The sequence below is a fragment of the Pseudomonas sp. ABa2 genome, assembly GCF_056676075.1.
The window spans coordinates 3,182,708-3,203,062 of record NZ_CM155239.1 but is presented as its reverse complement, the minus strand read 5'-3'; the positions used below and the strand labels follow the sequence as shown (position 1 = coordinate 3,203,062).

At 64.1% G+C, this 20,355-nt stretch carries 39 protein-coding genes and 2 pseudogenes; 12 read left to right on the top strand and 29 right to left on the bottom strand.

What is annotated here, in order from left to right; genetic code table 11:
• The first annotated feature begins 14 nt into the window (after window positions 1-14).
• Complete coding sequence (locus AC1G9C_RS15495) at window positions 15-251, top strand: glutaredoxin family protein (RefSeq protein ID WP_021445715.1); 237 nt, start codon at window positions 15-17, stop codon at window positions 249-251.
• 221 nt (window positions 252-472) lie between these two features.
• On the opposite strand, the gene AC1G9C_RS15490 is transcribed toward AC1G9C_RS15495, so the two are convergent.
• The 8 genes from AC1G9C_RS15490 to AC1G9C_RS15455 form a co-directional block, all read right to left on the bottom strand.
• A complete protein-coding gene (locus AC1G9C_RS15490; RefSeq protein ID WP_480408076.1) occupies window positions 473-688 on the bottom strand; it encodes a hypothetical protein in 216 nt (71 codons plus the stop codon).
• 180 nt (window positions 689-868) lie between these two features.
• The gene (locus AC1G9C_RS15485) at window positions 869-1,531 is read right to left on the bottom strand and encodes a DUF4406 domain-containing protein (RefSeq protein WP_480408075.1); all 663 of its coding nucleotides are present in this window, start codon (window positions 1,529-1,531) and stop codon (window positions 869-871) included.
• Window positions 1,528-1,755: a hypothetical protein gene (locus AC1G9C_RS15480; RefSeq protein WP_480408074.1), complete on the bottom strand. Its 228-nt coding sequence runs from the start codon at window positions 1,753-1,755 to the stop codon at window positions 1,528-1,530. The genes AC1G9C_RS15485 and AC1G9C_RS15480 overlap by 4 nt, the downstream gene beginning before the upstream one ends.
• On the bottom strand, window positions 1,748-1,897 hold the full coding sequence (locus AC1G9C_RS15475) for a hypothetical protein (protein WP_480408073.1): 150 nt from the start codon (window positions 1,895-1,897) through the stop codon (window positions 1,748-1,750). Before AC1G9C_RS15475 ends, AC1G9C_RS15480 begins: the two co-directional genes overlap by 8 nt.
• Window positions 1,894-2,283, bottom strand: a complete 390-nt coding sequence (locus AC1G9C_RS15470) for a DUF7694 domain-containing protein (protein ID WP_480408072.1) — start codon at window positions 2,281-2,283, stop codon at window positions 1,894-1,896. Before AC1G9C_RS15470 ends, AC1G9C_RS15475 begins: the two co-directional genes overlap by 4 nt.
• Window positions 2,280-2,909 (bottom strand): hypothetical protein, encoded by a 630-nt coding sequence (locus AC1G9C_RS15465; protein WP_480408071.1) that lies wholly within the window; start codon window positions 2,907-2,909, stop codon window positions 2,280-2,282. Before AC1G9C_RS15465 ends, AC1G9C_RS15470 begins: the two co-directional genes overlap by 4 nt.
• Complete coding sequence (locus tag AC1G9C_RS15460; protein WP_480408070.1) at window positions 2,906-3,904, bottom strand: hypothetical protein; 999 nt, start codon at window positions 3,902-3,904, stop codon at window positions 2,906-2,908. The genes AC1G9C_RS15465 and AC1G9C_RS15460 overlap by 4 nt, the downstream gene beginning before the upstream one ends.
• A 91-nt stretch (window positions 3,905-3,995) precedes the next feature.
• A complete protein-coding gene (locus AC1G9C_RS15455) occupies window positions 3,996-4,178 on the bottom strand; it encodes a hypothetical protein (protein WP_480408069.1) in 183 nt (60 codons plus the stop codon).
• Between the two features lie 82 nt (window positions 4,179-4,260).
• On the opposite strand from AC1G9C_RS15455, the gene AC1G9C_RS15450 reads away from it, so the two are divergent.
• Window positions 4,261-4,554: a hypothetical protein gene (locus tag AC1G9C_RS15450; protein ID WP_480408068.1), complete on the top strand. Its 294-nt coding sequence runs from the start codon at window positions 4,261-4,263 to the stop codon at window positions 4,552-4,554.
• A 25-nt stretch (window positions 4,555-4,579) separates the two neighbouring features.
• Here AC1G9C_RS15450 and AC1G9C_RS15445 read toward each other — a convergent pair whose 3' ends face one another.
• Window positions 4,580-4,945, bottom strand: a complete 366-nt coding sequence (locus AC1G9C_RS15445; RefSeq protein WP_480408067.1) for a VVA0879 family protein — start codon at window positions 4,943-4,945, stop codon at window positions 4,580-4,582.
• A 170-nt stretch (window positions 4,946-5,115) separates the two neighbouring features.
• Between AC1G9C_RS15445 and AC1G9C_RS15440 the strand changes: the two genes are divergently transcribed.
• Window positions 5,116-5,364, top strand: coding sequence for a hypothetical protein (locus tag AC1G9C_RS15440; protein WP_480408066.1), 249 nt, complete (start codon window positions 5,116-5,118; stop codon window positions 5,362-5,364).
• Window positions 5,365-5,366: 2 nt separating this feature from the next.
• Here the strand turns inward: AC1G9C_RS15440 and AC1G9C_RS15435 are convergent, their stop codons facing one another.
• From AC1G9C_RS15435 to AC1G9C_RS15340, 20 genes and pseudogenes are all read right to left on the bottom strand, one after another.
• On the bottom strand, window positions 5,367-5,834 hold the full coding sequence (locus tag AC1G9C_RS15435) for a hypothetical protein (protein ID WP_480408065.1): 468 nt from the start codon (window positions 5,832-5,834) through the stop codon (window positions 5,367-5,369).
• The gene (locus AC1G9C_RS15430; protein WP_480408064.1) at window positions 5,831-7,639 is read right to left on the bottom strand and encodes a DNA cytosine methyltransferase; all 1,809 of its coding nucleotides are present in this window, start codon (window positions 7,637-7,639) and stop codon (window positions 5,831-5,833) included. Before AC1G9C_RS15430 ends, AC1G9C_RS15435 begins: the two co-directional genes overlap by 4 nt.
• Window positions 7,636-7,908 carry a hypothetical protein gene (locus AC1G9C_RS15425; protein WP_480408063.1) on the bottom strand — a complete coding sequence of 91 codons (273 nt, stop codon included), beginning with the start codon at window positions 7,906-7,908 and terminating at the stop codon, window positions 7,636-7,638. The genes AC1G9C_RS15430 and AC1G9C_RS15425 overlap by 4 nt, the downstream gene beginning before the upstream one ends.
• A complete protein-coding gene (locus AC1G9C_RS15420) occupies window positions 7,905-8,156 on the bottom strand; it encodes a hypothetical protein (protein WP_480408062.1) in 252 nt (83 codons plus the stop codon). Before AC1G9C_RS15420 ends, AC1G9C_RS15425 begins: the two co-directional genes overlap by 4 nt.
• Window positions 8,153-8,527, bottom strand: a complete 375-nt coding sequence (locus AC1G9C_RS15415; protein WP_480408061.1) for an Arc family DNA-binding protein — start codon at window positions 8,525-8,527, stop codon at window positions 8,153-8,155. Before AC1G9C_RS15415 ends, AC1G9C_RS15420 begins: the two co-directional genes overlap by 4 nt.
• Window positions 8,520-8,723, bottom strand: a pseudogene (locus AC1G9C_RS15410) (DNA translocase FtsK); the annotation flags it as partial. The gene AC1G9C_RS15415 and the pseudogene AC1G9C_RS15410, both read right to left, overlap by 8 nt.
• A 45-nt stretch (window positions 8,724-8,768) precedes the next feature.
• A pseudogene (gene yejK, locus AC1G9C_RS15405) lies at window positions 8,769-9,764 on the bottom strand (nucleoid-associated protein YejK); the annotation flags it as partial.
• A gap of 28 nt (window positions 9,765-9,792) precedes the next feature.
• On the bottom strand, window positions 9,793-10,713 hold the full coding sequence (rdgC, locus tag AC1G9C_RS15400; protein ID WP_480408060.1) for a recombination-associated protein RdgC: 921 nt from the start codon (window positions 10,711-10,713) through the stop codon (window positions 9,793-9,795).
• A gap of 10 nt (window positions 10,714-10,723) precedes the next feature.
• Entirely contained in the window at window positions 10,724-11,134 is a 411-nt protein-coding gene (locus tag AC1G9C_RS15395; protein WP_480408059.1) for a hypothetical protein, read from the bottom strand.
• A 13-nt stretch (window positions 11,135-11,147) separates the two neighbouring features.
• Window positions 11,148-11,405 (bottom strand): hypothetical protein, encoded by a 258-nt coding sequence (locus AC1G9C_RS15390; protein ID WP_480408058.1) that lies wholly within the window; start codon window positions 11,403-11,405, stop codon window positions 11,148-11,150.
• Complete coding sequence (locus AC1G9C_RS15385; RefSeq protein ID WP_480408057.1) at window positions 11,398-11,904, bottom strand: zinc-finger-containing protein; 507 nt, start codon at window positions 11,902-11,904, stop codon at window positions 11,398-11,400. Before AC1G9C_RS15385 ends, AC1G9C_RS15390 begins: the two co-directional genes overlap by 8 nt.
• Window positions 11,905-11,914: 10 nt before the next feature.
• Window positions 11,915-12,505 (bottom strand): 3'-5' exonuclease, encoded by a 591-nt coding sequence (locus AC1G9C_RS15380; protein WP_480408056.1) that lies wholly within the window; start codon window positions 12,503-12,505, stop codon window positions 11,915-11,917.
• Window positions 12,506-12,597: 92 nt separating this feature from the next.
• Entirely contained in the window at window positions 12,598-13,662 is a 1,065-nt protein-coding gene (locus AC1G9C_RS15375) for a hypothetical protein (protein ID WP_480408055.1), read from the bottom strand.
• Between the two features lie 6 nt (window positions 13,663-13,668).
• Window positions 13,669-14,460 (bottom strand): hypothetical protein, encoded by a 792-nt coding sequence (locus AC1G9C_RS15370; protein WP_480408054.1) that lies wholly within the window; start codon window positions 14,458-14,460, stop codon window positions 13,669-13,671.
• A 10-nt stretch (window positions 14,461-14,470) separates the two neighbouring features.
• Window positions 14,471-14,701, bottom strand: coding sequence for a helix-turn-helix transcriptional regulator (locus tag AC1G9C_RS15365; protein ID WP_096826866.1), 231 nt, complete (start codon window positions 14,699-14,701; stop codon window positions 14,471-14,473).
• 100 nt (window positions 14,702-14,801) lie between these two features.
• Window positions 14,802-14,942, bottom strand: coding sequence for a hypothetical protein (locus AC1G9C_RS15360; RefSeq protein ID WP_480408053.1), 141 nt, complete (start codon window positions 14,940-14,942; stop codon window positions 14,802-14,804).
• Window positions 14,935-15,186, bottom strand: a complete 252-nt coding sequence (locus AC1G9C_RS15355) for a hypothetical protein (protein WP_480408052.1) — start codon at window positions 15,184-15,186, stop codon at window positions 14,935-14,937. The genes AC1G9C_RS15360 and AC1G9C_RS15355 overlap by 8 nt, the downstream gene beginning before the upstream one ends.
• A complete protein-coding gene (locus tag AC1G9C_RS15350; RefSeq protein WP_480408051.1) occupies window positions 15,179-15,331 on the bottom strand; it encodes a hypothetical protein in 153 nt (50 codons plus the stop codon). Before AC1G9C_RS15350 ends, AC1G9C_RS15355 begins: the two co-directional genes overlap by 8 nt.
• Window positions 15,328-15,687: a hypothetical protein gene (locus tag AC1G9C_RS15345; protein WP_480408050.1), complete on the bottom strand. Its 360-nt coding sequence runs from the start codon at window positions 15,685-15,687 to the stop codon at window positions 15,328-15,330. The genes AC1G9C_RS15350 and AC1G9C_RS15345 overlap by 4 nt, the downstream gene beginning before the upstream one ends.
• 146 nt (window positions 15,688-15,833) lie before the next feature.
• On the bottom strand, window positions 15,834-16,511 hold the full coding sequence (locus AC1G9C_RS15340; RefSeq protein ID WP_480408049.1) for a LexA family protein: 678 nt from the start codon (window positions 16,509-16,511) through the stop codon (window positions 15,834-15,836).
• Between the two features lie 75 nt (window positions 16,512-16,586).
• Here AC1G9C_RS15340 and AC1G9C_RS15335 point away from each other — a divergent pair, with 75 nt between their 5' ends.
• The 9 genes from AC1G9C_RS15335 to AC1G9C_RS15295 are packed head-to-tail and all read left to right on the top strand — an operon-like array spanning window position 16,587 to window position 20,185.
• Window positions 16,587-16,832: a helix-turn-helix domain-containing protein gene (locus AC1G9C_RS15335; protein ID WP_480408048.1), complete on the top strand. Its 246-nt coding sequence runs from the start codon at window positions 16,587-16,589 to the stop codon at window positions 16,830-16,832.
• 10 nt (window positions 16,833-16,842) lie between these two features.
• Window positions 16,843-17,016, top strand: a complete 174-nt coding sequence (locus AC1G9C_RS15330) for a hypothetical protein (protein WP_158234269.1) — start codon at window positions 16,843-16,845, stop codon at window positions 17,014-17,016.
• Between the two features lie 19 nt (window positions 17,017-17,035).
• Window positions 17,036-17,224, top strand: a complete 189-nt coding sequence (locus tag AC1G9C_RS15325; protein WP_480408047.1) for a hypothetical protein — start codon at window positions 17,036-17,038, stop codon at window positions 17,222-17,224.
• A complete protein-coding gene (locus tag AC1G9C_RS15320; RefSeq protein WP_480408046.1) occupies window positions 17,211-18,179 on the top strand; it encodes a DUF1376 domain-containing protein in 969 nt (322 codons plus the stop codon). Before AC1G9C_RS15325 ends, AC1G9C_RS15320 begins: the two co-directional genes overlap by 14 nt.
• A complete protein-coding gene (locus tag AC1G9C_RS15315) occupies window positions 18,176-18,925 on the top strand; it encodes a replication protein P (protein ID WP_480408045.1) in 750 nt (249 codons plus the stop codon). Before AC1G9C_RS15320 ends, AC1G9C_RS15315 begins: the two co-directional genes overlap by 4 nt.
• Entirely contained in the window at window positions 18,915-19,088 is a 174-nt protein-coding gene (locus AC1G9C_RS15310; protein WP_480408044.1) for a hypothetical protein, read from the top strand. Before AC1G9C_RS15315 ends, AC1G9C_RS15310 begins: the two co-directional genes overlap by 11 nt.
• Complete coding sequence (locus AC1G9C_RS15305; RefSeq protein WP_480408043.1) at window positions 19,085-19,438, top strand: hypothetical protein; 354 nt, start codon at window positions 19,085-19,087, stop codon at window positions 19,436-19,438. The genes AC1G9C_RS15310 and AC1G9C_RS15305 overlap by 4 nt, the downstream gene beginning before the upstream one ends.
• Window positions 19,435-19,797, top strand: coding sequence for a hypothetical protein (locus AC1G9C_RS15300; protein ID WP_480408042.1), 363 nt, complete (start codon window positions 19,435-19,437; stop codon window positions 19,795-19,797). Before AC1G9C_RS15305 ends, AC1G9C_RS15300 begins: the two co-directional genes overlap by 4 nt.
• Entirely contained in the window at window positions 19,790-20,185 is a 396-nt protein-coding gene (locus AC1G9C_RS15295) for a hypothetical protein (RefSeq protein ID WP_480408041.1), read from the top strand. The genes AC1G9C_RS15300 and AC1G9C_RS15295 overlap by 8 nt, the downstream gene beginning before the upstream one ends.
• Window positions 20,186-20,355: the final 170 nt, after the last annotated feature.

Sequence of the window (20,355 nt, the reverse complement as noted above, 5' to 3'; positions counted from 1 at the left end):
AGTGAGGTGCGCACATGACGCCGGAATGCCAACTCTTCGGAACCCTGGGCTGCCACCTGTGCGAGGTGGCCGAGGCGCTGCTCATGCCGTTCGTCGAGAACGGCCTGCTGGTGGAGCTGATCGATATCGCCGAGCACGAGGGTATGGTCGAACAATACGGCCTGCGTATCCCGGTGCTGCGTCGTTGCGACACCGGCGCCGAACTGAACTGGCCGTTCGACGGCGAGCAGGTGGTGGCCTTTCTTCGCTGAGGCGTTGGCCGGCGGCAGGCGGGATGGTAATCGCAGGCATAAAAAAACCCGCCGGTTAAGGCGGGTTTTTGATTTGGTCAGAGACAGGATTCTAACGTCTTTTCCAACCTGCTGTTTTTACTTGGTTTTTCTGTGGTTGGATTTTTCGGGCATACCTTTAGGCATACCATTCGGGTTATTCGCCCGCCCCCTTTCTGACAAACGGTCGAGAAAGGGGGCGGTTACGCATCGCCTTGCAGTTGGTCTTCCGCAAGGCGCCGCTCGTACAGCACCGCGGCGCGAGCATCGCCTGTTGCGTAGAGGATCTGACTGCAGACCTGCTGCACCTCGGCACCAGCAAGCAGGTCGGCCACCAGCCTATCAATCTGGTCAAAGGCGCCGGTCGCCGCAGTCGCGGTATCGATGATGCTGATCAATAGTCCTTCGCGCGATTCCATAACTACTTCCCTATGGCTGATTACGATATTGGTATAACGCGCTGAGCACCGTTTTTATCTGCGAGCAGAAAAAATGCTCAGTTCCCAAGTTGGGATACCAGCCTATAGCCATCATGGAATATGCAACCCCTATCTAGAATGGGCATTGCAGGCGGTCATGTCTGCGGACTATTGTCGGAATCAACCGCCTGCCGGTACTGCGCCGAGAACTCCAGCATTTCCCGGCTCAGATCCATGGCGCGGACGCTGCTGGACTGGCCGACATAGCGCCGGGCTTCGTCCAGCAACTGGACTGCTCGGGCCAGCGTGATGCCCTTGTCCTGGGCCTTGATCAGGTTGATGGCGTGGGATTGGCTCATGCTCATGGTGCACTCTCCTGGCGACGATTCGGGCGGCTGGGGTGATGGTCATGCCGATGCGTACCGCCTCCTGCCGTTCGCGCAGCGCGCCGCGCGACTCCGACCAGCCAGGCAGCAGGGCGATGGTGTCGCAGGTACGCATCTGCGGGATGCAGACGGCCATGTAGGCGTCCCAGCTATCCTGGGGCGGGTTCTCGGCGGGGTTCTCGACGTGGTAGCCGAGGGCTCGCAGGCGGGCGGCCTCGGCGTTGAACGCTGGATAGTTGAAGTCCGGCAGCCCGGTCATCGGACCGCTCAGGTACAGGCGTTGCGGTGTGTTCGAGGGCGCCACATTGGTGCCCTTGACGTGCTCGGTGCAGATCACGATCACGTCGGTACCGTCCTGGCGATGAATGGGCATGGTGTGGAAGGGCAGCGCGCTGCAGTCCTCCCAGAGCTTGGTGCAGGCGCGGCAGCGGCCGGCCTTGGGGTGGTAGTTGGTCATGCGCGCTCTCCGGTCGACAGGCGTTTCAGTTCCTTGACCAGGGCCGGCAGGGTTTCCGGTTGAATCAGGATCTGCCGGCCTTCCTGGGTCAGCGCCAGCAGGCCGGCGGCGTCGCGCTCGACCAGAATGGCCGGCTCGCCTGGGCCGCGAGCCTCGACGTAGGGCTGCCAGATCACGGCCTGCCTGGCGCAGGTCATGACGCTGGCCGTGATGGGCTTAGCCATTGCGATTCTCCTGCTCTCGCCGGCGCAGGGCCTGGCGCTTCTTCGAGCATTTCTGGTGGCCACCAGCACTGCGAGGGCGCAGGCAGATATCGCAGATGGCGTTCCAGTCGTAGACGGTGGGGCGGTCGGTGTCGGGGATCATGGCTTTCTCCAGGCGAAGGCCACAGGCTCAGGCGGCAGCCACAGGTGGCGCATGTTGGCCACATTGATGACGTCCTTGTCGGCCGGGTAGACCTCCAGCGCGTCCCGATCGCCGCGCCCGGCCTGACGCTTGAGCCCCATCAGGTCGTCCCAGGTGATTCCGTCCATCCAGCGCTCGCCGTGCAGAGAAGTCCTGCTGATGCTCATGCGCTCGATGCCGTTGGGCTCTTCGTAGATCTGCACCAGGAAGTCGCGAGAGCGCCAGACCTCCTTGGGCTGGCGCTGATGCTCTGGCCATTGACTGCGAGGAACAGGCTGGAGGGTTCGCGGTTGTTTGGCGTTTTCCTTTTCCAGCAGTCGGCGCTGCTGTCGACTTAGGCTGGTCATGCTGCCACCTCTGCGCCGGCCTTCAGCTTGTCGTACTGGTCGATGCCCCATACCAGCGCGCGACAACACCACAGATAGCGGTGGGTGAAGCGCCGGAAGTTGCGCTCTAAGAAGTCGGTGAACTGATAGGTGTGCCCGCCAACTTCTGCGCTGAACTCGTAGGCCCGCTTGTAATTGCCATGCTCATCGTTTGCGTCCGACCACTGCAGAACATCGTCGTCTACGGCCTCACACAGGTCCGCTGCAGCTTCTTCGTCGAGCCCCTCGAGCCAGTCGCTCAGGTATTCGTTTACGACTGCAAGGAAACGGTCGTGGTCATACTCGAATACGCAGCCAGGGTGGCGTCCGCCGTCGGCGGCCTGAACCTTCTCCGACCAGTATCCTGGGTTGATCGGCAGCGCATCGGAGCAGTCGCGCCGAAAGAACTCCAGCATGTCCTCGACGCGCTGGAACACGTAGGTGCCCATGTCGCCGGTGTAGCAGAGGTGGCCTGGCCAGGTGATCAGGTCGAAGTACATGCAGCTGGTGTCCGGCTGCTTGAAGCGGAGGTGGCGATAGAGCCCGTCGTCGCGCAGGATTTTAAGGCCATGGTTGGCTACGTCACTCAGAAACTCAGCGTCGGTCATGGCTGCTGCTCCTGCTGCTGGGCTTGTTCGGCACGATCCAGGCGCTCGATCTCGGCCAGGATCAGGGCGCCTGCCTTGATGAGGTTGCGGCGAGGGGCGCCTGGCTTCCACCAGGCTGGTTCGGTTCGCACCGGGCCTTCACCGCGGCCAGCGACCTCGTTGTGCCACGGCCAGCAGCCCGGAGCTTCATCGCCGCCGTCGCCCTGGCTGTACGGGTGCAGATGATCGGCGGCATGCATGGCGTAGGCCGCAGCTGCTGCAGCGAGCTCGCCACTGTCGTGCTCGTCGTCGTGCTCTGGCGTCCAGCCCTCTTTATCAACCTGGCGCTTGCGCTCGAGCAGAACGTCGATGGCTGCAGGAGTAAACCGCTGGTTTACAGCTGCAGGGGCTGGCTGGACGACCTGCATTCCGGCTGCTTCGATGGCTGCCTCAACGTCACGCAGGTAGAGGGCATAGTTGAAAGAGTCGCCTTCAACATCCTCGAAGTACTCCTTGTACTTGTCGTCGAGTCGATCGGGCATGACGACTTCAGCTTTAATGACGGGGCGCTCGGCCAGCTTCTTCTCCAGCGCCTTGCAGTGCTGCAGCAGGTTGTCGCGGTGCTCGTTGGCTTCTTCGGCCAGGATCTCGTAGTGCTCCAGCGGCGTGAATGGCGAGCGAATTACGTCGAAGCGGCAGCTATATCTCTCGACCGCCAAACTGAACATCTCGGCCAGCTCGGCGGCTTGGCGCTCGGCGGCTTCCTTGGAGATCATCGGGTGCAGTTCGCCCGGGCCTACGCTGTGGAGCACCCACAACTCGGGCTGTTCCTTGGCCAGCAGTTCCTTCATCGAGGACAGGATGTTGTCTTTCTCGACGCGCTCCAGCTGGTCGCCAAACTCGACAACATCCAGCAGGCGGGTCAGCGCCTTGCTGGATATCTCGACGAAGGGCTCGCAAGGCTCAGGGCGTTTGCCCATAAGCAGTGCGGCGAATGCGGGGTCGATAGGTTCCATAGCTTCGTTCATTGGTCACCTCACAGGTGTGGGATAATCGGTGTCTGGCCTGGTCGGCGGCGTCGGGCAAGGAATGCCGGCCGGGCTGGTTTCAGCGGTTCTGGCGCAGGTCTGCGAGCTTGCGGGTCAGATCCATCGAGGCGCGGCGCAGGGCGCCGGCCTCTACCGGCACACGCTTGCCGTCCGACTTCTTCCGCGCCGAGCGCAACGCACGGGCGGCGCGCAGGCAGCGGGCCAGTTCGAGAATCGTTTGGTCGAGGGTATGAGCGCGCACGGTGATACCTCCCGTTGGCGTGGTGGGTGGTTGTGGGCTAGCGTTGAGGACTCCGGCACTTGGCCGGCACAAGGAGATAGAGATGCCTGTAAAGGGGTTGGACGCGGTTCGGCGGCGGTTGAAAAAGCTAGAAGGTATGAAGCAGGTGTCGTTTGGCGAGCTATTCCCACCTGCCTTCATGGCCTCAAACACGAACTTCCAGAGCATTGAGGAGATGTTCGAGAAGTCAGGCTTTAAGTGCGATTCAATGGAAGACCTTGCAGCCATCCCTGACGATGAGTGGGATGCCTTTATCTCGGCGCAAACTCGATTTGACTCTTGGGCCGAGATGCAAGAAACAGCCTTCGGCCAGTTCCTCAAGCGCACTCTGTCGTGATTGGCGCCGCGCAGGACTGTAATTCTCATGCGTCAGCTACCTGATGCGCCTGAGCTTCTTCAGGCGTGACAGGCTCAAACCGGGGATGGTGCTTGCCGTCCTCGGTCACCACTTCCAGTTCATGGGTCTGGAACAGGCCGCCCAGCGTCCAGTTGCAGCCGATGCCCTTGCCCTTGGTGGTGGACGGGCTGCCGGCACCGGTGAAGCGGCCGACGCAGGAGAAGGCCAGGTACTTCTCGACGCTGTCGAAATCGGCACCGGCGCCGGCCGCAATCAGGTCGTGCGCGGACTGGACCGTGCTGCACATCGGGCAGCGGAACGCCAGGTGTTCACGCGGTACGCCCTGGTCTTTCAAGGTTTGGTGGAACTCTTCGAGCTGCATGGTCTTCATTGCTGCTGATCCTTCTGTGGCTTGCTGCAGCGCTGGCACGGGCATACGCCGATGCGCAGACCGGTCTCGCGGCAGTAGGTGGGGGTGTTGAGTGCGAGCCATGCATCGGCCGCCGGTGACGGTCGGCCGGTTGCGTGCAAGAATACTGTTTTTATATCCAGTATTCCGCCATGAAGAAACCGCTCCCCGACTTCCGTCCAGTGACCCAGGCCGAGCTGCGCCAGATCTGGGCAGAGCACCCGGACATGCGCCGCCTGGTGCTGGAAATCGAGCGCTACCGCCGGGTCATCGCCGAGATCGATGGGCTGTACAAGGCCACGCAGGAGGCCTGGCGCGCGAACGGTGGCGGGCATCTGGTGGCGCTGCACCTGCTCAAGACGTTGATGAGCGAGGAGCGCAACCGGGGCGCCGGGAACTAGGTTCATGCGCTCACCTGCTTGACCTGATTCCAGGCGCCGGCTCTGGTGAATACCTCGGCGGCTAGGCCTTCGCTGATTTCGGCAGGGTGCGGCACGGCAATAAAGCCGCAGCCGATTACGTGCTTGGGATTGCAGCCGGCCATGATCTTGGCCTTCTCGTCCTCAATGCCTTCGTAGAGGTTGTCCAGCTTGTAGCGCCCGGGTAGCAAGACTTCACCGCCCTTGAGGTATTCGCCGGTCTCCCGTGAGGTGCAGAATGCCGCGAAGAAGATGGTCCACTGATACGGGTGCTCGGCCATTGCATGGGCGATGCGGTTTTCATCCTTCACGCGCAGCAGATGCTTGAGGCTGACGACGATCTGGCGCTGGGCCGGTTCGATGTGAACCAGGGCGGCGTGATACTGGCGAAGAGTTGCGGCTGCAGCTCGCTCGCGCCGGAGCTGGTTGTTGTTGGGCTTGCGGCGGCTCATGCCTGCGGTACCTCGGCGACGCTCAGGCCAACGGCTACCGGGCGAACCCAGACCGGCATATTGCTGAGCATGAAGGTCTCGCCCTGAGCGGCCAGCAGCAGGGTGGTGCCCATGACGTGGGCGATGGCCTCGGCGGCTTGCGGCGGCACGGCGTTGCCGATGCGCTCGCTCCAGTCCTTGTCGCTCAGGCCGTCCAGAATCAGCTGCTCTTCTGGGTCGACCAGGCTCTGTAGTGCTGCCTTCTCCAGGGTGGTGAAGGGGCGATGCCAGGTGCCGTCGATGCTGCGGATGATGCAGGTCAGGCGGTCATTGGCGGCAGGGATGCGCGGGTCTGCGACGCTGAAGCGCCCGCTGTCGTAGCGCGAGCTGGCGGCGATCGCGCCGCAGTTCTGGTCAAACGGGATAACGCCGTAGTGGCCGCCGGTGAGGTAGTTGTCGCCCTTGCCGCGGTGCAGGATGCGAGGATCTGCCACGGACTGCTGGCCACCCTGCACACCCTTGCCGCCGGCGATGATGGTGCCGGCAGGCTTGTCGAACGGAACAACGCGGTAGTTGCCGCTGTGGCGGTTCCAGTTCGGGCGCGGGTCGGCGATCGACAGGGCGCCGCTGGCCACCTGCTGAGAGCCGGTCACGGTACCGGTGTGGCCGTCCCACTTGCCGACGTGTAGCTTGCGGCTGCTCGCGCCCTGGTGCCAGTTGTGATAGCGCGGATCGGCAACGCTGAAGGTGCCCTGGCCGGGCATGGTTTGCCCGGGGATGGTCGGCGACGAATCGTCCCAGCGAATGACGCCGAACTGCTGGCCGTGATTCCAGTTCGCGGCCTGGCGGTACCGTGGATCGGCAACCGAGAAGGCGCCATTGGTGGGGCTGCTGCGGCCGGCGATGGTGCCGCTGGTATCGCCCCAGCCATGCACGCCCAAATAGCCGGAGCGGTACTCCGGCACGATGATCAGGTCACGAAGGTGGCCATCCTCGATCGCCAGTTCGTTGAGGCTGCGCCAGTCGCTGCCGGCACGCACCAGGGCGAGGCGTACCCAGGTCTGCCACTGCAGCGAGGGCACGCGGTGCATCGGGCCGGCGGCGTCAATATCGCCCGGCAGAGGCATGCGGCCGAGGATATCGCCGACGGCGCGCAGGCTCTTTTTCTCCGGCTCGTACAGGAACGGCGGCACCTTCTCGACGTGGCGCGCTACCAGCAGGAAGCGCTTGCGAGACTGCGCCAGGCCCCCGAGCTCGCCGCAGTCGTGGGTAGTTTCGGCGACGGCATAGCCGAAGTGGCTCAGCAGGCTGTTGATCTGGTCAAGCAGGTGCCGGCCGCGGGTGGCCAGGCGCGGCACGTTCTCGAAGACGATCAGCGGAACCGGGTCGTTCTTCCAGGCCTCTCCCATCAGCCAGATGCAGCGCAGGGTCAGTTCGTTCAGCGCCTGGTACTTTGGGGTCTGGCTCATCTTCTCGGAGAGCAGGCCGCTGGCGCCCTTGCAGGGGCTGCTGATGAACACAGCATCGGGGCGCTTGTTCTGGGCGGCGCGCCGCACGTCGTCGGCCGAGGCCTCGCGCCAGCCTGCAGGCGGCTCCTTCCCGTGGAAGCGGGTGTACTGGTCGCGGGTGAACAGATCCATGAGCGTGCCAGGCACGCCGGCGAGCTGCTCGAAGTCGCGCAGGCCAGCCGGGTCAACGTCGATTCCGCCCAGGCATTCCCAGCGCGCCTGCACGTTGCCGACGATGGGTTTCGCCCGGTTGAAGCCCTTGGCGCCGCCGCCCAGGCCGCAGCAGAAATGGAAGTGGTGCAGGGTCTGGGTGATCATTCGGCGGATTCCTTGGCGATATCGTCCTGCTGCTCGGCATCGAGCAGGGCGAAGAGGTCGGTCTGTTCTTCCTTGCGGACAGCTGTTTGCGCCTGATCCCCAGCAGGGTGGGGGCCCTGGCCGGCCATGTAGAGACAGTTGGCCTCGATGCCGTGTTGGCGCTGGGTGTCTGGATGAACGATGGTGATCACGCCGCCGAAGGCTTGCGCGATCAGCGCGTGCTCGGCAGCGACCTTGGCAATGTGGGCGTAGGCTTCTTCGCGGGTCATGCCGAGGCCTCCGCCGGATGGCCAAGACACTGGCCTTTATCGCCGTGGTGGTCGCAGCTGGGGATCATGGTGAATCCGCGCTCTGCGCACGCCAGGGCGACGGTCAGCACCTCTTCACCAGGAAGAGGGCGGCCGGTACCGCGCTCTGACAGCAGGTCATCCAAAACGCGCGGGCGACGTGCGCGCTCGATCACGTAGCTGACGGCAACGCAGACGTGGAAGGTTCTGGCTTGGTTGGTCAGGCTCATGACACCACCTCAACCGGAACGCTCGGCAGCTTGGTGATGGTGTCGCCTTCGAAGATCGGCAGGACTGCGACATTCGGCGCCCAGTTGCTGGCGACCTTATGGTCGTTCGTCTCTTCCAGATAATCGGCGGTACGCCAGCCGATCAGCCGGGGTGCCGCTTGCACCCGGGCGCTGTGAATGCCAGAGGCGGCCTGCTCCAGGGCGTCCAGCAGCAGTTCCTGGCGCTTGGCGCGAGCCAGCTTTTCCTCGATCGCCTGGACCACGAAGGTGTTCATGCTGGTGTGGTCAAGCTGTGCGGCAGCGTCGACGCGGGCGCGGACACCATCAGGCATGCGGACCACGAACTTGTCGGCGGTGCGAGAGTTAGCCATGGCGGATCACCTCGCGGTTGCCGTGGCTGTCCATAGCGGTGACCACGCCGGCCATTTCCATGGATTCGATTAGGCGGGCGGCGCGGTTGTAGCCGATCAGCAGCTTGCGCTGGACGGCAGAAATGCTGGCGCGCTGGCTCTTGCGGACGAATTCGACGGCGGCCTCGTACAGAGGGTCTTCACCTTCTGGTGAAGGTTCGCCGGCTACACGTCCATGCTCGATGGATTGGCCATGCTCGGCCCGCTTGAGCTGGTCGACCAGTTGCTGGGGCAGGTTGCGGATCACCAGTTGGCTGCGCGCTTGGTCAAACTCGACCTTGTTGCCCAGCAGGTGCGCCTCGAAGCTGATCGACAGGCCTTCGGTGCGGGCGGTGAAGCGGCGGAACTGGTTGAGGGTGCGCTTATCCGCCGGGATCTCTGGCGACAGGCCGTAGTCCTTGTTGCGGATGAACTCATAGAAGGCGGCGGGGCGATCCTCGTCGATCAGGGCGGCCAGTTCTTCCAGGCTGATCGGTTCGCCCATCTTGGCCTGGCTGGTGGCGTAGCCAACCAGGGTGTTGGTCTTCTCGCGGGCGGATTCTTCCGGCAGATCCTCGCTCTCGACAAAGTCGCTGAACGCCTTGAGCAGGGTGCGGGTTTCGCCGGGAGCGTCGATGCCTTCCTGGCAACCGATGAAGTCGCGGAAGTAGTCGTAGACGCGGCGGCCGCCCTTGCCCTTGATGAACGAAATGTACTGGCGCGACTTCGGGTTGTTGCGCCACTCGCTCAGGTTGATGCGTGCGGCCAGGTGCAGTTGGCTCAGATCCAGATACTTCACTGGTGCCAGGTTCATGACGATATTCGCTGCTACGCCATTGCTGTGATGCAGCAGGGCGATAGCTAGGTATTCGGTCATGCCTTGCTGGTAGTGAACAATGAATACGTGGCCGCCAATGGTGAGGTTCGATTCATCCATCAACCTCTGCAGGTGCTCGACCGCTTCAAGGCTGAAGGCAGTGAAGTCCTGCTTGCTGTCGAGGTAGTCGCGCAGCCAGCCGCTGAACGGGTAGGCTCCAGATTCCTCATGGAACAAGCCCCAAGCCTTGCCGGGCTTGGCGTTGTAGGCCTCGTTAAGATCGGTTAGCAGGTTGTCGCGCGCTTCAGATTCAGGCACCTCAGTGATGGCTGCATGGAGCACGGAAGGGCTGCCGTCGGGCTTCTTGTCGATCAGGTGGATGATGCTGTGACGGATAGGCATGATGATTTTCCTGTTCGCTGCTGGCTGGTCAGATACCGGTGGGGACTTCTTCGCCGCCCAGGGCGGTGAGCAGTTCCGGCACGAACTCGCGGAAGGTGCTCATCATCAGGAAGAAGCTGGCGGACTGCTGGGACAGGGCGTCTTCGCCGCCGTCCTGCTCGGCCTGGTCGGTCAGCAGGTCTTCGAAGCGCAGGCGCTTGATCTGCAGCTTGTCGTCGAGGTCGAAGGAGAGCTTGTTCTGCCAGGCCAGCGACAGCTGGGTGACCTGCTTGCCGGTGGAGAGGTGCAGCTGGATCTCCTCGCTGGTCAGGTCCTGGTGCTTGGCGGCGATGCTGCCGCCGTCGGCGTGGGTGTCGCGCAGCAGGGTCTGGTCGAGCACAAAGAAGCCTTCGGCCGCCTTCTGGTTTTTCAGCCAGTCGGTGAGGGTGGCGGTCGGCGCGATCTTCACGCACACCGGGCGCACCGGTAGGGAGCCGAGGCATTCGCGCAGGGTGGACAGCAGATCCTCGGCGCGCTTCGGCGAGCTGGCGTCGACGTAGATCAGGCCGGCGGCCGGGTCGATGCCGGCGAAGGTCGAGACCTTGCGGGTGAAGGCGCGCGGGAGGAAGGCCTGGACGATCTCGTCCTTGAGCTGGTCGCGCTCCTTCTTGTAGACCTTGCGCAGCTGGCTGGCTTCGATCTCGTCGACCTTCTCCTTGAGGGCGTCGCGGACCACATGCCCGGGCAGCATGCGTTCCTCCTTCTGCGCGCGGATCAGCAGCATGCCCTCGACGGCGTGCACCAGGGGCGCGTCGGCGCCCTTGCCGAGCGGTGCGGCAAAGCCGTAGGTGGTCAATTCCTGGCTTTCGCACGGGCGGGCGGGCTTGCTGGCCAGCGCGACTTCCAGCGCTTCGGCGGCCAGGTCGATGGCTTGGGTGATGCGGTAGATCAGCAGGTTGCGGAACCACATGGCTGAGTCCTCAGGCGACTTTCGGGGATTTGGTGTACTGGGGGATGCCGTGCTTCTCGGCCAGACGCTCAAGGCGAGTGGTGCCGATCTGAAGGCGCTTGGCGGCGGTGGACTTGGCGATGCCCAGGCCGGCCAAAGCGCGGGCGCGCCGGATCAGCGCGGGGCTGTCCTCGACTACCGAGCCGGCGGGGCGGCCACACTTGCGCAGGGCCTTGGCGGCCTGCTCATGACGGCGGGACTCGGTGATGATCGTCATGTCGGCAGCGCTCCACTGGCGGTTGACCAGTGGGCGTTGCTCGATCGGCGATTCCAGTACCTGCTCGGCCCCGGCCTGGTACTCGGCCAGCATGGCGGCGAGCCGTTGGCGGTCGGCTTCCTTCGACGACGGGGTCGGCAGGTTGAGTGTTGTCAGGTGGTGCATGGCATTGTTCCTCTCAGTCGTCGGACTTGTTGCAGTCGTGTTCTTCGTTGCTGAACAGGTGCGCGTCGGTGAAATACGGCGAGTCGGTGAGGTGGCTGGTAGCCTCTCGATATGCCGCGTACTGCCCAGTGCGCTGCTCTTGCTTGATCGCCTTGCATGACTTGCTGCAGAACAGGCCCCAGCCGCGTTTCACGTCAGAAGCGCGAGCTTGGAAGGGCTCGCGGCAGCCTTTGCATATGCGATCCACCATCTTCGGCATGGGCTTACGCATGACTTGCTCCTTTCTGGCGGCTGGTGCCGGCCAGGAATCGCTCGCAGAGCTGGCGGGCCTGCTCGCAACGCTTGGCGTCGAACAGGCCGAAGTGGCATTCGTGGGCCTGGATGCCGAGCTGACGGGTCAGCCAGGCATAGGCCGCTTTGCGGGTCATGTGTCCCTCGCGCCAGATCCGCTCGAACGGCTGCTTGCAGCGGTTGCGGGCGCTGCGCAGGGGCTTGTCCGCCAGGGTGCCGAGGGGCAGGTCGGTGCCCGGGTGCAGGCCGACATAGGCGAAGCAGTCCGGGCACAGGTAGGCGTAGGGCCATTCGCCGAACGAGCGGCCGCCATAGATTTCCGAGTTCTCCACCAGGCGCACGCGGCCGCCGCTGCAGCAGTTGCAGGTGGTGGGGATCGGCAGGGCGTCCTTCACTCGGCGCAGCGCGCGGCGGCTGACAACTGGTAGCGGCGCCGGCGCGACGATGGGTTCCTGGCTATTGGCGCGAGGGTCGATCATGGCGGCGGGCTCAGGCTGCGGCCGGCACGGGCGGCATGGCCACGCCCTGCAGGGCGAAGTAGATGCGGGCGCAGGCAAGGGCATCGGGCATGGCGCGGTGGGCTTCCACCAGGTCTTCGCCGGTGAAGTGCTTGTAGGCCTCGGCCAGGGTCGGCAGCTTGTTGCCGATGCCGTCGACCTTGCCGCGTGCGCTGTAGCAGGTGCAGAACTTCTCGGTGGAAACCTTGAAGGCGTCGGCCAGGTCCTTGCCGTGGTAGCGGGCGATGGCGATGCGCGCGATACGGTCGTCGAAGGTGGCGTTGTGGGCGACACGGATGGTGGCGCGGGCGTGGATGGCCAGGAACCCGTCCAGGGCCTCGATCTCCGGAATGCCCTCGTCCATGGCCTGCTCTTGGCTGATGCCGTGGATGGCGGTCATTTCCGGGGTGATCTCCCAGCCGGCCGGGCGGACGATCGCCTGGTAGCGGTCGATGATGTTGCCGGCGGCGTCGTACAGCAGGGCGGCGACTTCGACGATATGCGGCTGGTGGCCGGCCTCGCTGGGTTGCTTCCAGTCAGGAATGCCGGTGGTCTCGAAGTCGAATACGTTGGCGTTGCTCATTGGGCTATCTCCAGGGTCGTGGGCATCTGGCTGCGCTCTGCTGCAGAGCGCACCCGGATGCCGCGCCTTGCGGCGCGGGGTATCGGTTTGGGTTAGGCGGCGTGAGTGGCCGGCACCGGCTCGGCGAAAACGCCGGGCAGTTCCAGGCCGTTGCGCTTGTCGTTGGCCAGGCTGTCCAGGGCGGCCTGGTCGACGATCAGCAGATCCTCGGTGCCGTAGCCGGCGGCGATGGCGGCGATCAGCGCGGACTTGTCGACCACCACGGCATGCCACTGGCGGTTGTCTGCGGACGGCTTGCGGGGGGCGGGCTTCTCGGCGGCTACCGGGGCAGGGGCTGCGGGCTCTGCGGGCGCCGCGGCAGCGGTGGGCGCCGGTTGTTCTGCGACCGGTTCGGCAGCGGGTGCGGGCTGGGCGGCGGCCTGGGCGCGCTCCAGCTCCTCGCGCTGCTGGCGCATTTCGTCCTGCTGGCGCTGGATCTCTTCCTGCTGGCGGCGCAACTCATCCTGCTGGCGCTGCATTTCGGCGCGTTGCTCGGCCAGCTGCCGCTCCAGACGGGCTTGCTCTGCCTGCGCCCTCTTGCGTTCTTCCTCAGCCGCTTCGAATGCCTGGCGATCAATGAGCATCTGCGCCAGTTCATCCAGTGCACCCTGGCGGGCGGCAATTGCTTCCTTGGTCAGGTCGTAGAAGTCGTGCGCGGCGTCGATCTCTCCGACGCGGTCGATCATGTCGGCGATTTCCTGGCTCGACTTGCCACGCACCTGGCCGGGCATAGCCTTGATGGCGTCGACTTTCACCTGCAGGCGAGCGATACGCTCTTGGCTCTCGCGCTCGACACGGTCGTCGTATTCCTTCTTGGCGGCCTTCATCGGGTCTTCGAGCTTCTGCAGCTCTTCGGTGATGCGCTTGGCTTCGGCGTCGATGATGCGGCCAGCCTGCAGGTGCGGTTCCTTCTCCCGCTTGCGGGCGGCTTCCAGGCTGGTGCGCAGGGTAGTCAGTTCCTTGATACCGACCTTGTGGAACTCGTATCCGTCAGGGGTGTTGATATCGGGCAGGTTGCTGTACTTCTCGCGCAAGGCCGCCAGGGCGGCTTCGGTCTGGCTGTACTCGGCAACGTCGACGGTGCCTTGTTCGAGATTCACGTTGTTCAAAGTGGTCATGGCTGCTTACTCTTCGTTGGCTTTCTGGATGGGGCGGGCTGCCGGGGTGGGGTTGTCGAGCAGCCACTGCTTGCGCTGCTCGACGGCTTCGTTGATGTGGCGCTCGACTTCGGCGGGGTCGTACTTCACGACCTTGGATTTCTCGCGGGCCTGCTCGGAGAGGTTCTTCGCCAACAGGACTAGGGCGCGTTCGTTGGGGGAGCGGACGATTGCGGCGATCTGGCGGTCGAGCCATTCGCGGAACTCGCCACGGGCTTCCTTCATGGCCTCGGTGACGCCGTCCTCTCCCGCTTCTTCTAGGCGCTGTTTCAGGCTGAGCGCGTAGAGATAGTTCGGGTCATCAAACATGCCGAGGTGCACGTCGGCGCAGACGCCGGCCAGGGAAAACGCCTTCTTGATCGCGTCGGTGACACTCTTCTTCGGGGCGTCGAAGTCGGTGTAGGCGCCGTATTTGCTGCTGCGCACGAAGGGCGTGTGCCCGTAGTGGGTGATGTAGTGCTTCTTGCCGCCGCGCAGATACCAGGCCTTGAGCTTGGTGGTGTGCATGACTTCGTGGGCGATGACGCGGCGGTCATCACCGGAGCCGGCCCAGATGGGGGCGCCGTTGTCGAAGCGGTCTTCGAGAATGTCGTAGCCCCAGCCTTTGCCGATCGGACCAAAGGTCTCAGTCAGGCGGCGCGCGACATAGGTGCCGTTGATGCTGGTGACCAGGCGGCCATCGAGCTCGGCGGTCTTGGTGTAGGCCTTGTCGGTGGTCTGAACCGAATCCCACAGGGCCATATTCTGGTTGGTTGCCATGGTCTGGCTCCTACTGTTCTTCGCCGTCGTTGGCGGGGTTCTTGCGTTGATCGATCCAGGCCTGCACTTCGTTGGCCGAGAAACAGATGGGCGAGCTGCGGCCGGTGCCCATCAGCTTCCGCTTGGCCGGGAAGTCGCCGGCCTCCATCAGGCGGTACACCGAGGTGCGGGAGAGGCCGGTTCTCTTCAGCACTTCGGGCAGGCGGATCAGGCTGTCCTGTGCTGTCGCTGTTGTTGTCATGCGGGCGGTGCTCCGTACTGGATGAACGCAGCGGCGATGGCCAAGCCCCAGATGGCGAACCAGACAGCGGCGCTGCGCAGCGTTTCTTTGGTGAAGCGGTTCATGCCGGCACCTCACAGGTGATGAACCAGGTGCCGCGGCGGCGAACGATCCGCTTGATCTGGCTGGCATGGGTGAGGCCGCCGGCCAGGGCGCGGCGAAAGGCCTCGTTGAACTGGTTGCCGGTGAAGGGCTTAAGCACGGGGCACCTCCAAGCCCAGAAGGGCGGCGTTGTGGCTGGCGCGCAGCTGCTTGCGGCGCGCTGCCACGGTGTTGGCGATCTGCTCGTTCAGCTCGTTCAGCTCGCTGTCGGTCAGCAGGTCGAGGGCGTAGGCCATTTCGATCATCCCTTCGCAGGTCTGAGCCGAAGGGACTTGCGACGCGCTCTCGAAGGCGATCTGGTTGGCGATCAGCTGGCGCGCCTTGGCTTTTCTCCAGTCAGACATGGGCCACCTCTGCGTCCTGGGCGCGGCACTCGGCCAGCCAGGCGTCGTTGTCGTCTTGCTCGGCCTGCTCTTCATCGGTGGGCGGGTCGAGGTATTCGGGGTCGCGCGGGTCAAGCACCCAGCGCCAGGCGTTGGGGTTGTTCATCGCGGCAGCTCCAGGGCCTCGAACTTGGCGGGGAGGATGCGGCGTTCCACTTCCTCGGCCACGAACAGCGGACGGCACTTCTCGACGTGCTCGGTTACCCAGGCGTTGGCCATAGCCTTGGCGTCTTTCTCGCCGGTGATACGGGAGAGGCACAGGGCATAGCGGGTGTCGTGGTCGAGGCGATCAGCGCAGAACTCGGCGAAGGCGTTGCACAGCGCCGGCTCACCCTGTTGCAGGTCGTTCAGCACCAGGCGCTGGATCACTGCCAGGGAGCGGTTGCGGTTCTGTTCGCGCTCCGGCAGGCCCGGATAGGGCAGCGGCTGGGCGCTTTTGATCAGGTCGGGATGCAGCATCATCGTCTTGCCCTCGCAAATTCTGCTTAAAGAGCAGATTTATGGTTTGCATTATGAGCAGAATCGAATCTGTGTCAAGAGCAGAAAATTAAAAAGCGCGCAGAAAAAAGCCCGCTCAGTGGCGGGCTCTTGATAAACGGGAAGGTGGGTTAGATCAGCGGCTCATGCTTCGCGATAGCGACGCCGCATATCTCGGCGTTGCCGTTGATGGGGTAGATCCGGTTCGGCCAGGAGGGGTTGAGGGCCATCAGAAACCGCTGGTCATCCTCGATGAGCAGCTGCTTGAAGGTTGCTTCCTGGGTATCGGTCAGCTTGGCCACGATCAGTGAGCGGTGGATGGCCTCGCGATCGGGGTCGACGAAGATGATGTCGCCGTCATTGAAGGAATGGCGCTCGCTGGGGTTGTACATCGAGAGGCCGCGGACGCGGAGGGCGAAGGTGCGCGGCCCGTGAGAGGCAGGGCAGGGCAGCCACTGCTCGGCATCGCCGACTGCATAGATGTCCGACACCTCGCTCCAGCTCCCGGCCTGAACCCAGGAAATCAATGGCACCTGTCCCTTTACGCGAAGGATCTCGCCGACGTTGGCGTCGAGCATCGGAACGCCGCCGGTAAGGGATATGCCAAGCACATGAAGGATCCGCTCCAGCAGGTCCTTGTTGGCCCCTTGGAGATCTCGTTCTAGGCGGGAAAGGTTGCCGGTGTCAGTGCCAGCCTCATGGGCAAGCCTCTCCAGCGTCCATTTCTTCGCTTTGCGTGCAGCTCTGATAGTCGCGCCAATAGTCATGCGCTGATTTTCCTTGGCTTCAGTTCTATCGACAAAGCGCATTGCGCAGATTCTGCTTGTGCTGCAATCTGCTCATAGAGCAGAATATTTCTAGGAGACCACCTTGGGAGGTGTTTCATGTCCCCTCTTAGAAAAGCGCGCAAGCAGCGTGGATGGCGTTTGCAACACGTCGTCGATCGCCTGCGCGAAATCAACTGCAGCCTGGATACGGGAAACCTTTCCCGAATCGAGCGCGGCAAGCAGACCGCCTCTCCGGCGCTGGCCGAGAAGCTGTGCCGCGTCTTCGGCGGCGAACTGACAGAGCTCCAGATCCTGTACCCAGAAAGGTTTATGGATCAGGCCTCGAACGAGGCTGCCGCTTGAGGAGAGCTGCATGTTTCCCCCGGTAAAGCACAACGAAATCAAGGCGCGTTTCGACGATGAAACCCTCGACCGGATCGAGGACCAGTGCCGCAAGCAGCGGAAACGCCGCGCGGTGCTGGTGCGGGAAATCGTCGAGCGCTGGCTCGACGAGGAAGAGCGTAAAGCAACCAGTGCAGCGGCCTGAAGGCCCTCAGGAGGCCCTTATGGGCAGGACAACACCGACAACCGAGCAGATCGATGACGAGGTGGAGCGGTACATCGCTGAAATGCCAGCGGTGCAGCGCATCCGGCTCGAGCACTACGCGCGCAGCAAGGGCATTACGCCCGAGCAGGCCACTGTGCAGATCGTGACCGACTACCTGGCTGCCGAGGGCGCTGATGTCGGCCATTGAGGTGATCGGCAAGCCGGCACCGCTGGTACCCGCCGAGGTTGATCTGCGCGGGTTGCCGTTCATGCCGCTGGATGTGAACCGGCTGCGTGACAGCGACCTGGCCATCGAGGCGAGCGGTGATGAGTTTCGCGCTGCGGTGCTGCTGTGGTGCGCGAGCTGGAACCAGGTGCCGGCCGGTTCGCTGCCGAACGCCGAGCAGGCCCTGGCGGCGTATGCCGGGTTTGGCCGTGACGTGAAGGGCTGGAGGAAGGTGGCCGCCGGCGCGCTGCGCGGGTTTGTGGAGTGTGCCGATGGGCGCCTGTACCACCCGGTGGTGGCTGAGAAGGCGATTGAAGCCTGGGCGCGGCGGGTTGAGTACGGAGAGGCGAAGGCAGGTGTGGTCGAGCGCAAGCGTAGGGAACGAGAGGAGCGATCACACATGTTCGAGGTGTTGCGTGGCGCAGGCCAGGTGTTGCCTTGGAACACGACCACTAAGGCATTGCGCGAGGCATTCGCGGCGATTGGTTTGAGTGGCGACGAGGCCGTGACAGGTCACGCAGCTGTCACGGTGACAGGTCACGCGACTGACACGGCTAAGACAGGGACAGGGACAGGGACAGGGACAGAACCCCCTATAGCCCCCCTTGGTGACAAAGCGCAGGGCAAGCCGCCGGCGAAGGCTGATTCGAAAGGCGCGCGCGCCAAGCCGAAAAAGCCGCTGCCGCTGCCGTTCCTGGTTACGACGGAAATGCAGGAGTGGGCCAGGGAGAAGGCGCCCGACGTGAATCTGGATTGGGAACTGGAGCAGTTCCTCGATTACTGGAAGGGCAACGGCAAACCGATGGCCGATTGGAAGGCCACGTGGCAGCGCTGGATGCGTACCGCGCAAGCCAGGCTGGTGGAGCGTGGTCTGGCCAAGCCGGGGAAGAAAGACCCGAACGATACACGCTGGATCGACGAGGACGACGGTGTATGAAATCCGCGACCGAGGTGATGAAGACGCTGCCCAACCTGCCGGCCGAGCCGGTGCTGGACAACGTGGCGCGCAAGCCCAACGCCGAGACGGCGAAGATCGTCAACACGCTGTTCGACGAGCTGAAATCGATCTTCCCCGCATGGCGCCAGGCCTGGCCAAACGAGGCTGCCGAGAACCGCGCCAAGCGCACCTGGGTGAAGGGCTTCATGCGGGCCGGGGTCAGCACCATTGAGCAGCTGCGCTACGGCATCGAGGCCTGCCGCCAGCTCGAAACCGACTTCGCGCCCAGCGTGGGCAAGTTCGTGAAGCTGTGCACGCCGACCGCCGAGGATCTGGGTTTTCCCGCTGATGACTCGGCCTGGCGCGAGGTGGTGCGCCACTGCGCCAATCCTGGCCGGCACACGTGGAGCCATGAAGCCGTGCGCCTGGCTGGCGACGCCGTCGGCTGGTTCAACCTGCGCTGCAGCAGCATCCCCGAGGAGACCCTGCGCAAGCGCTTCGACCATGCGTACTACCAGCTGCGCCGCCGTGAGTCGCTGGGCCTGCCGCTGGAGCCGCCGCGCCAGGGCATCGAGGACCAGAGCGAAGGTCGCGAGCTGACCCCGGAACAGGCCGAGCGCCGCGGCGAGCGGTTCGTGCAGCGCCTGATGCGCGCCCAGGGCCTGGACACGCTCACCGGCGAGCAGGCCCGCCAGCAGTTGCTGGCCAAGCTCCGCATCCAGCGAGGAGACACCCATGAAGCTTGAACGCCGCCTGCAGCAGACGCTGCGGGAAGCCGTCGATTTCCTGATCGCCCGGGGCTACGCCATGGCCCGCGATGGCGAGCAACTGATTCTGAGCCGTGGCCGGCGCCGCTTGGTGGTGGCCGACGGGCGTTTGGCCGTGATCGGTCAGGGAGGTGTGCGGTGAACCTGATTGCCCAGCAAGCCCTGGCCCGCGCGATGGCCAGGGGCGCCAGGCCGGTACCGGCTGCCGAGGTGCTGCCGGCGGCGCCGGTACCTGCACCTGAACCTGCACCTGAACCTGCTCCAGTTCCTGCGCCTGTCGCTGGCGGCGGCCACTTCGACCGCTTCGGCTACCTCGAAGGCCGCAAGCACGCGCTCGACATTGTGCGGGATCAGCGCCTGCTGCTGGAACTGCAGGGAGGTCGCGCCCAGCTGATCGAACGGCTGCACCAGTGCATGCAGAGCAAGCCCGCCAGTTTCGCTCAGGGCGTGGCCAGCATCGTGGCCCTGGTTGGTCAGGAGGTGGTCCAGTGAACAACGCCAAGCAACAGCGCCTGCGCGAACTGGCGCTGATCATGCTCCGTGACGCGCACGGCGAAGACTTCACCGCGGAGCAGGCCGCACTGCTGCCGGCGCAGATCGAAGAGTACCGGCGCCTTACCGAGCCGCAAGAGATCCTTTCGCTGCTGGATGCCAAGCAGCCAGCCGCCAGCGGCGCGCAGGGTAACAGCCTTCTGCTCGGCGAAGTGCTCGGACGCTACCTGAGAGATCTGCGCCTGCGCACCTTCCCCGATAACGACGAGGGCGATTACAGCTTGCGCTGGACTGCTGGCGAGATTCAGCGAGTTGAGCTCCTTGTCGCTGCGGTGCGGGAGGGTGTTGCTCATGCCTGAAGTACTCGCATTCCTCGCTGCCCTGCGCGACGTGCACCCGGATATGGCCCGCTGGGGCCTGCGGGGCGGCTGCTTCCGAGTGTTCCTGCTGCTGCAGCAGCGCTTCCCGACCGCCGAGGCCTGGTACGACGGTAACCACGTCATCACCAGGGTAGGCATCCGCTTCTTCGATATCACCGGGGAGGTTGAGCCGGGCAGTCACCTGCCGATGGCGCCGGCCGAGCTTGAGGAGGCTCACACCTGGGCGACTCTGCCGCACGCCTTTGCCTGCCCGCCGGGGTTCCTGATGGTGCACCAGGATCTGGTGCGCGACCTCATGGATCAGGAGCCGCTGGACGCCGAGCAGCAGAACCGCCTGCAGAAGTGCATGGAGGTGGCCAATGGGTAAGGCAGCGACAGCGACAAAGCCGGCCGCAGTCGAAACAACAGCGACATCGCGTAAGCCGTCGAAGGCCAAGAAGCGGCCAGATCGCCCAATCTATATGCGCTGGCGCCGCCTGGTAGACCCATCGACCGGCGAAGAGATCAAGGCGCTTTGTGCGGACGGCAGAACTGACC

Coding starts and splice junctions, on each gene's coding strand:
- AC1G9C_RS15475 (WP_480408073.1), bottom strand. CDS start 1,897: ATGATCCCCGACACCGACCGCCCCACCGTCTACGACTGGAACGCCATC.
- AC1G9C_RS15295 (WP_480408041.1), top strand. CDS start 19,790: ATGCCTGAAGTACTCGCATTCCTCGCTGCCCTGCGCGACGTGCACCCG.
- AC1G9C_RS15480 (WP_480408074.1), bottom strand. CDS start 1,755: ATGGCTAAGCCCATCACGGCCAGCGTCATGACCTGCGCCAGGCAGGCC.
- AC1G9C_RS15430 (WP_480408064.1), bottom strand. CDS start 7,639: ATGATCACCCAGACCCTGCACCACTTCCATTTCTGCTGCGGCCTGGGC.
- AC1G9C_RS15345 (WP_480408050.1), bottom strand. CDS start 15,687: ATGATGCTGCATCCCGACCTGATCAAAAGCGCCCAGCCGCTGCCCTAT.
- AC1G9C_RS15495 (WP_021445715.1), top strand. CDS start 15: ATGACGCCGGAATGCCAACTCTTCGGAACCCTGGGCTGCCACCTGTGC.
- AC1G9C_RS15445 (WP_480408067.1), bottom strand. CDS start 4,945: ATGAAGACCATGCAGCTCGAAGAGTTCCACCAAACCTTGAAAGACCAG.
- AC1G9C_RS15450 (WP_480408068.1), top strand. CDS start 4,261: ATGCCTGTAAAGGGGTTGGACGCGGTTCGGCGGCGGTTGAAAAAGCTA.
- AC1G9C_RS15325 (WP_480408047.1), top strand. CDS start 17,036: ATGGGCAGGACAACACCGACAACCGAGCAGATCGATGACGAGGTGGAG.
- AC1G9C_RS15420 (WP_480408062.1), bottom strand. CDS start 8,156: ATGAGCCTGACCAACCAAGCCAGAACCTTCCACGTCTGCGTTGCCGTC.
- AC1G9C_RS15335 (WP_480408048.1), top strand. CDS start 16,587: ATGTCCCCTCTTAGAAAAGCGCGCAAGCAGCGTGGATGGCGTTTGCAA.
- AC1G9C_RS15315 (WP_480408045.1), top strand. CDS start 18,176: ATGAAATCCGCGACCGAGGTGATGAAGACGCTGCCCAACCTGCCGGCC.
- AC1G9C_RS15350 (WP_480408051.1), bottom strand. CDS start 15,331: ATGAACAACCCCAACGCCTGGCGCTGGGTGCTTGACCCGCGCGACCCC.
- AC1G9C_RS15375 (WP_480408055.1), bottom strand. CDS start 13,662: ATGACCACTTTGAACAACGTGAATCTCGAACAAGGCACCGTCGACGTT.
- AC1G9C_RS15485 (WP_480408075.1), bottom strand. CDS start 1,531: ATGACCAACTACCACCCCAAGGCCGGCCGCTGCCGCGCCTGCACCAAG.
- AC1G9C_RS15465 (WP_480408071.1), bottom strand. CDS start 2,909: ATGACCGACGCTGAGTTTCTGAGTGACGTAGCCAACCATGGCCTTAAA.
- AC1G9C_RS15310 (WP_480408044.1), top strand. CDS start 18,915: ATGAAGCTTGAACGCCGCCTGCAGCAGACGCTGCGGGAAGCCGTCGAT.
- AC1G9C_RS15380 (WP_480408056.1), bottom strand. CDS start 12,505: ATGAGCAACGCCAACGTATTCGACTTCGAGACCACCGGCATTCCTGAC.
- AC1G9C_RS15320 (WP_480408046.1), top strand. CDS start 17,211: ATGTCGGCCATTGAGGTGATCGGCAAGCCGGCACCGCTGGTACCCGCC.
- AC1G9C_RS15370 (WP_480408054.1), bottom strand. CDS start 14,460: ATGGCAACCAACCAGAATATGGCCCTGTGGGATTCGGTTCAGACCACC.
- AC1G9C_RS15425 (WP_480408063.1), bottom strand. CDS start 7,908: ATGACCCGCGAAGAAGCCTACGCCCACATTGCCAAGGTCGCTGCCGAG.
- AC1G9C_RS15415 (WP_480408061.1), bottom strand. CDS start 8,527: ATGGCTAACTCTCGCACCGCCGACAAGTTCGTGGTCCGCATGCCTGAT.
- AC1G9C_RS15365 (WP_096826866.1), bottom strand. CDS start 14,701: ATGACAACAACAGCGACAGCACAGGACAGCCTGATCCGCCTGCCCGAA.
- AC1G9C_RS15395 (WP_480408059.1), bottom strand. CDS start 11,134: ATGCACCACCTGACAACACTCAACCTGCCGACCCCGTCGTCGAAGGAA.
- AC1G9C_RS15330 (WP_158234269.1), top strand. CDS start 16,843: ATGTTTCCCCCGGTAAAGCACAACGAAATCAAGGCGCGTTTCGACGAT.
- AC1G9C_RS15460 (WP_480408070.1), bottom strand. CDS start 3,904: ATGGAACCTATCGACCCCGCATTCGCCGCACTGCTTATGGGCAAACGC.
- AC1G9C_RS15390 (WP_480408058.1), bottom strand. CDS start 11,405: ATGCGTAAGCCCATGCCGAAGATGGTGGATCGCATATGCAAAGGCTGC.
- AC1G9C_RS15435 (WP_480408065.1), bottom strand. CDS start 5,834: ATGAGCCGCCGCAAGCCCAACAACAACCAGCTCCGGCGCGAGCGAGCT.
- AC1G9C_RS15340 (WP_480408049.1), bottom strand. CDS start 16,511: ATGCGCTTTGTCGATAGAACTGAAGCCAAGGAAAATCAGCGCATGACT.
- AC1G9C_RS15355 (WP_480408052.1), bottom strand. CDS start 15,186: ATGTCTGACTGGAGAAAAGCCAAGGCGCGCCAGCTGATCGCCAACCAG.
- AC1G9C_RS15385 (WP_480408057.1), bottom strand. CDS start 11,904: ATGATCGACCCTCGCGCCAATAGCCAGGAACCCATCGTCGCGCCGGCG.
- AC1G9C_RS15470 (WP_480408072.1), bottom strand. CDS start 2,283: ATGACCAGCCTAAGTCGACAGCAGCGCCGACTGCTGGAAAAGGAAAAC.
- rdgC (WP_480408060.1), bottom strand. CDS start 10,713: ATGTGGTTCCGCAACCTGCTGATCTACCGCATCACCCAAGCCATCGAC.
- AC1G9C_RS15490 (WP_480408076.1), bottom strand. CDS start 688: ATGGAATCGCGCGAAGGACTATTGATCAGCATCATCGATACCGCGACT.
- AC1G9C_RS15440 (WP_480408066.1), top strand. CDS start 5,116: ATGAAGAAACCGCTCCCCGACTTCCGTCCAGTGACCCAGGCCGAGCTG.